This is a genomic window from Acidovorax sp. (assembly GCF_046341535.1).
Lineage (GTDB): Bacteria > Pseudomonadota > Gammaproteobacteria > Burkholderiales > Burkholderiaceae_C > Acidovorax.
The window spans coordinates 1-6,370 of the sequence record NZ_JBKDRI010000125.1 but is presented as its reverse complement, the minus strand read 5'-3'; the positions used below and the strand labels follow the sequence as shown (position 1 = coordinate 6,370).

The following is a 6,370-nucleotide window of genomic DNA, read 5'->3' as shown; positions in this document are numbered from 1 at the left end:
CCACCAAGGTCTGCCCACCGCACCCCGCTCCATCGGATCAATCTACAGGGGCACAACTTCCCACTTCAGCTTTCACCACCGGGCTTGTCCAACAAACGGATCAGATCGCGGCTTCGCGCGATCTATCCTTACTCGTTAGGTTGTGGGGCCGCAGGATACCGCAGCATGGGGCCACGCGGCCCCTGGGCATGATCAGCGCGCCAGCACCTGCGCCAGCGCCCTGCCGGTATGGGTACCCGCCGCCACCAGGTCTTCCGGCGTGGCCGCGGCCACGATGCGGCCACCCGCACCTCCCCCTTCCGGGCCCAGGTCCAGGATCCAGTCGGCTTCGGCAATCACATCCAGGTCGTGCTCGATCACGATCACGCTGTGGCCGCCGTCCACCAGGCGGTGCAGCACGCGGATGAGTTTGTCCACATCGGCCATGTGCAGGCCCACCGTGGGCTCGTCCAGCACGTACAGCGTGTGGGGCGCCTTCTGGCCCCGGCGGCCGACCTCGTCGCGCACCTTGGTGAGTTCGGTCACAAGCTTGATGCGCTGCGCCTCGCCGCCGCTGAGTGTGGGCGAGGGCTGTCCCAGCGTGAGGTAGCCCAGGCCCACGTCCTGCAAAAGCTGCAGCGGGTGGGCAATGCTGGGCATGCTGGCAAAAAAGCCCACGGCCTCGTCCACCTCCATCTGCAGCACATCGCCAATGCTTTTGCCGCGCCAGGTCACGGCCAGGGTTTCGGGGTTGAAGCGCGCGCCGTGGCAGGTCTCGCACGGCACCTTCACATCGGGCAGAAAGCTCATCTCGATGGTGCGCACGCCCGCGCCTTCGCAGCTGGGGCAGCGGCCTTCACCAGTGTTGAAACTAAAGCGCCCGGCCGCATAGCCGCGCGCCTTGGCCTCCAGCGTTTCGGCAAACAGCTTGCGGATGGTGTCCCAAAAGCCGATGTAGGTGGCAGGGCATGAACGCGGTGTTTTGCCGATCGGCGTCTGGTCCACCTCCAGCACACGGTCGATGCTCTCAAAGCCCGACAGGCCGGTGCAACCGACCAGAGCCGGGGCTTTGCCTGCATCCATCGCATCGCGCCCCGCCTTGGTGGAGCGTTGCTGCACCCACGCCTGCACATTGGCCAGCAGCACATCGCGCGCCAGGGTGGACTTGCCCGAGCCGCTGACGCCCGTGACCGCCACCAGGCGGTGCAGCGGCACGGTGGCCGTCACGTGGTGCAGGTTGTGCAAGTGCGCGCCATGCACGGTGAGCCAGCGCATGGCGGCGCGTTCTTTGGCTTCGGTGAGTGCATCGGCCGCCAGCGCTGCGGCCTGGGCGGCGCGCTTTTTCTCGGCTGCACTTTGGCGACCCGTGGGCGCTGCCGCTTCGGCCTGGGCGAAGGCGACCGTGGCCTCGACACCCACTTCGCCGGGGGTCATGCTGCGGCGCAGTTGCAGCGGGTGCTTCATGGCGTGCAGCAGGTAGCGGCCGGTTTGCGAATCGGGGGTGCCGGTGATGTCGGCCACGCTGCCCTGCGCCACCAGCCGCCCGCCGCGCTTGCCCGCGCTCGGGCCGATGTCGATGATGTGGTCGGCACGGCGGATGGTGTCTTCATCGTGCTCCACCACCACCAGCGTGTTGCCCTTGTCGCCCAGCTTGTGCAGGGCGTTGAGCAAGATCTGGTTGTCGCGCGCATGCAGGCCGATGGTGGGCTCATCCAGCACATAGCACACGCCCTGCAGGTTGCTGCCCAGTTGCGCGGCCAGGCGGATGCGCTGCGCCTCGCCGCCGCTGAGGGTGGGTGCGCCCCGGTCGAGCGTGAGGTAGCCCAGGCCGACTTCTTCCAGAAATTCAAGGCGGCTCTGGATCTCGGGCACCAGGTCGCGGGCAATGTCGGCCTCGCGCGGAGTCATGGCCCCTTCGATGCGCAGGGTGGCGATCCAGCGCCGCACATCGGACACCGACAGGGCGGCGATGTCCGTGATGCCCACACCCGCAAACTTCACGGCCCGGGCTGTGGCGTTCAGGCGCGTGCCGTTGCAACTTGGGCAAGCGGTGTCGGCCAGGTCTTCCACCTCGGGCTCGGCAAAGGTCTGCTCGCGGCCTTTTTCCTTGTCGTCCTGCACCGAATCGTCAAACACCTTGCGCTGGTCGCGGGTGAGCTTGACGCCCGTGCCCACGCAGTCGGGGCACCAGCCGTGCTTGCTGTTGTAGGAAAAAAGGCGCGGGTCCAGCTCGGCATAGCTGGTGGCACACACGGGGCAGGCGCGCTTGGTCGAAAACACCTGCAGCGTACCGATGCCCGCCGTGGGCTTGCCGGCCTCCATGGCTTCGCGCAGGCCGGCGATGCCGCTGAGCACATGCACCACGCCCTTGCCGTGCGTGAGCGCATCGGCCAGCGCGGCGCGCAGGGCGGCCTCGTTCTCGGGCGTTACATCGAGGCTGGCCACGGGCAGCTCGATGGTGTGTTCCTTGAAGCGGTCAATGCGCGGGAAGTGGGTGGTGGGCACAAAGTTGCCATCCACGCGCAGGTGCGTGTAACCGCGGGGGCGGGCCCAGTCGGCCAGCTCGGTGTAGACGCCCTTGCGGTTCATCACCAGCGGAGCGAGCAGGCCAATGTGCTGGCCGCGAAACTGCGTGAGCAGCTGCGCCGCGATGCTCTCGGGCGTTTGCGGCTGCACGGCGGCGCCATCCTTGGTGCAGTGCTGCGTGCCGAGCTTGACGTACAGCAGGCGCAGAAAGTGCCACACCTCGGTGGTGGTGCCCACGGTGGACTTGCGCCCGCCGCGCGAGAGCCGCTGCTCAATCGCCACGGTGGGCGGGATGCCGTAGACCGCATCCACCTCGGGGCGGCCTGCGGGCTGCACGATGCTGCGCGCATAGGCGTTGAGCGATTCCAGGTAGCGCCGCTGGCCTTCGTTGAACAGAATGTCGAACGCCAGCGTGGACTTGCCCGAGCCACTGACGCCCGTCACCACGTTGAACTTGCCGCGCGGAATGTCCACGCTCAGGTTGCGGAGGTTGTGCTCTTTGGCGTTGACGATTTCAATCACATTTTTGGCCTTTTGCGCTTGTCCATCATGGGCAAATCGCTCTTTTTTTCGTAGCACAGCAGCTTTTTCGTGGACCGAATGGTCGCCTTCGCCCAGGGCCAGTTCGTAGTCGCGCAGCGCCTGCCCGGTGTGCGAGGTGGCGTGCTGCCGCACATCTTCGGGCGTGCCCTCGGCCACGACCAGGCCGCCCGCATAGCCACCTTCCGGGCCCAGGTCGATGAGCCAGTCGCTTGCGCGGATCACGTCCAGGTTGTGCTCGATGACGATGAGCGAATGCCCCGCATCGATGAGCTTGCGCAGCGCGCGCATGAGCTTGGCAATGTCGTCAAAGTGCAAGCCGGTGGTGGGCTCGTCAAACAGAAACAGCGTGCCCTTGCGCGCGACGGCCTGGCGTGATTTGCTTTGCACGCGCGCGGCTTCCGCCAGAAAGCCTGCCAGCTTGAGCCGCTGGGCCTCGCCGCCGCTGAGCGTGGGCACGGGCTGGCCCAGCGCTACATATTCCAGCCCCACGTCCACGATGGGCTGTAGCGCGCGGATCACATCGCGGTCATCGGCAAACAAGGCCGCCGCCTCGGCCACGGTGAGCGCCAGCACGTCGGCCACGTTGAGGTTGCGCCCGCCGCGCTCGATGGTGATTTCCAGAATCTCGGGCCGGTAGCGTTTGCCATCGCAGTCGGGGCAGCGCAGGTACACGTCCGAGAGGAACTGCATCTCCACATGCTCGAAGCCCGAGCCCCCGCAGGTCGGGCAACGCCCGTCGCCGCTGTTGAAGCTGAACTTGGCTGCGGTGTAGCTGCGCTGCCTGGACAGCGGTGCCACAGCAAAAAGCTCACGGATGCTGTCCCATGCGCCCACGTAGCTCACGGGGTTGGAGCGCGCGGTTTTGCCAATCGGCGACTGGTCCACGAACACCACGTCCGTCAGGTGGTCGGCCCCCAGCATGCGGTCGTGCGCGCCGGGGGTGTCGGTGGCCTTGCCGAAGTGGCGCAGCAGCGCGGGGGCCAGCACATCCTGGATCAGGCTCGATTTGCCCGAGCCGCTCACGCCCGTCACGGTGACCAGGCGCTGCAGCGGAAACTCCACCGACACGTTTTGCAGGTTGTGCTCGCGCGCGCCTTCGAGGATGAGGCGCGGCGTGGCATCGGTCACCATGCGCTTGAAGCCAAAGCCCACCTGCTTGCGCCCGCCCAGGTAGGCGCCCGTCAGCGTGTCGGCCCGGCGCAGGTCGGCTGTGCTGCCGTCAAACACGATCTGCCCGCCCAGGCGGCCGGGGCCGGGGCCCATGTCGATCATGCGGTCGGCCGCCAGCATGACTGCCGGGTCGTGCTCGACCACCACCAGGGTGTTGCCTGCATCGCGCAGGCGCAGCATGGCCTCGGTGATGCGGTGCATGTCGCGCGGGTGCAGGCCAATGCTGGGTTCGTCCAGCACAAACAGCGTGTTCACCAGACTGGTGCCCAGCGCTGTGGTGAGGTTGATGCGCTGCACCTCGCCGCCCGAGAGCGTGCGGCTTTGCCGGTCGAGCGTGAGGTAGCCAATGCCCACATCGCACAGGTATTTGAGGCGGGTGGTGATTTCTTCGTGCAGCAGTTTCAGCGCCTGCGCATCGCCGCCCTTGGCGTCGTCACCCACGGGCAACTGCATGCGGGCAAAAAAGGCCCGCAGTCGGTCGATGGGCAGCAGCATCAGGTCGTGCAGGCACAGACCGGGCAGCGCCTGCAGCTGCTCACGGCTCCACTGCACGCCTTCGGGCATGAAACGCTTGCCCGGCTCCAGCACCGCGTCGGCATCCTCCTTGCGGCCCATGCGCCACAGCAGGCTTTCGGTCTTGAGCCGCGCACCGGCGCAGGTGGGGCACTGCGTGTAGCTGCGGTACTTGGACAAGAGCACACGGATGTGCATCTTGTAGGCCTTGCTCTCGAGGTACTCGAAAAAACGCTTGATGCCATACCACTGCTGGTTCCACTTGCCATTCCAGTTCGGTGATCCTTCAATCACCCATTTCTTCTGGTCGTCGGTGAGTTTGTACCAGGGCGTGTCGCGTGGAATGCCTGCTGTTTCGGCGTGGCGCATGAGGTCGTCCTGCGCTTCTTGCCAGGCGGGGGTCTGGATGGTCTTGATGGCACCGGCGCGCAGCGTGAGCTTGTCGTTGGGAATGACCAGGCCATAGTCCACACCGATCACGCGCCCAAAGCCGCGGCAGCTTTCGCACGCGCCCACGGCGGAGTTGAACGAGAACATCGATGGAATGGGGTCGCTGTAGCGCAGGTCGCTGTCGGGGCAGTGCAGGCCGGTAGAAAAGCGCCACAGATCGGGCACGGCTGGTGCAGGTTCCATGCGCGCGGAGTCTGTCGAAACGCTGTCCCGGCCTTCGACAGGCTCAGGCTGAACGGGCTGGGGAAGGACGTACACATTCAGTCGCCCCGTGCCGCGCTTGAGGGCCACCTCGATCGCCTCGATCACCCGTGCCTTCTCGGCGTTGCCCAGGCGCAAGCGGTCGGCCACCACATCGAGCACTTTCACGGCCCCCGCGCTCCCCGATGAGGTGCCCGATGGCTTGGGGCTGCCCGGCGCGGCGCTGGTGCGCGGCCCCGTGGGCCTGACCTCTTCGCGTTCGGCCTGCACCTTGGTGAAGCCGCTGGCCGACAGCCATTGCTCGACCTGCTCGGCGCTGGTGTTGGCGGGCAGCTCCACCGGAAAGGTCAGCACCACGCGTGGATCGCCCGCTGCGGCGCAACGCGCGGCCAGTTCGGCATAGATGGTCTCGGGCGTGTCGTGCCGCACGGGCTGGGCGGTCTGCTGGTCAAACAACTGGCCCGCGCGCGCGAACAGCAGCTTGAGGTGGTCGTTCAACTCCGTCATGGTGCCCACGGTGGAGCGGCTGGAGCGCACGGGGTTGGTCTGGTCAATGGCAATGGCCGGGGGCACGCCCTCGACCTTGTCCACCGCGGGCTTGTCCATGCGGTCGAGAAACTGACGCGCGTAGGCGCTGAAGGTCTCCACATACCGGCGCTGACCTTCGGCATACAGGGTGTCGAACACCAGGCTTGACTTGCCCGAGCCGCTGGGGCCGGTGACGACCGTGAGCTCGCCGGTGCGGATGTCCAGGTCCAGGTTCTTGAGATTGTGCTGGCGCGCGCCGCGGATACGGATCAGTCCCTGGGTCATGGAAGGCATTCTTTGGGGGTGAGGCCGAAGATTTTAGGAGCCTGTCGGACTTGGAGCGTCGAAAGCGAAAATCGGCCCCAGCGAGGACAGTTTTTGCCGAATTTGCAGCCCCATAGCCGAGCTATGGGGCAAAAAGGCGGTTAAAAATGGACCGCTGCGGTCGATTTGCAGCCGA

General features: G+C 66.3%; 1 protein-coding gene. It reads right to left on the bottom strand.

What is annotated here, in order from left to right; translation table 11 throughout:
- Positions 1 to 192: 192 nt before the first annotated feature.
- A complete protein-coding gene (gene uvrA, locus ACK543_RS09045) occupies positions 193 to 6,195 on the bottom strand; it encodes an excinuclease ABC subunit UvrA (protein ID WP_409942519.1) in 6,003 nt (2,000 codons plus the stop codon).
- Positions 6,196 to 6,370: the final 175 nt, after the last annotated feature.

Bases quoted from the DNA above. Each gene is read 5' to 3' on its own strand.
- uvrA (WP_409942519.1), bottom strand. From the start codon at position 6,195: ATGACCCAGGGACTGATCCGTATCCGCGGCGCGCGCCAGCACAATCTC.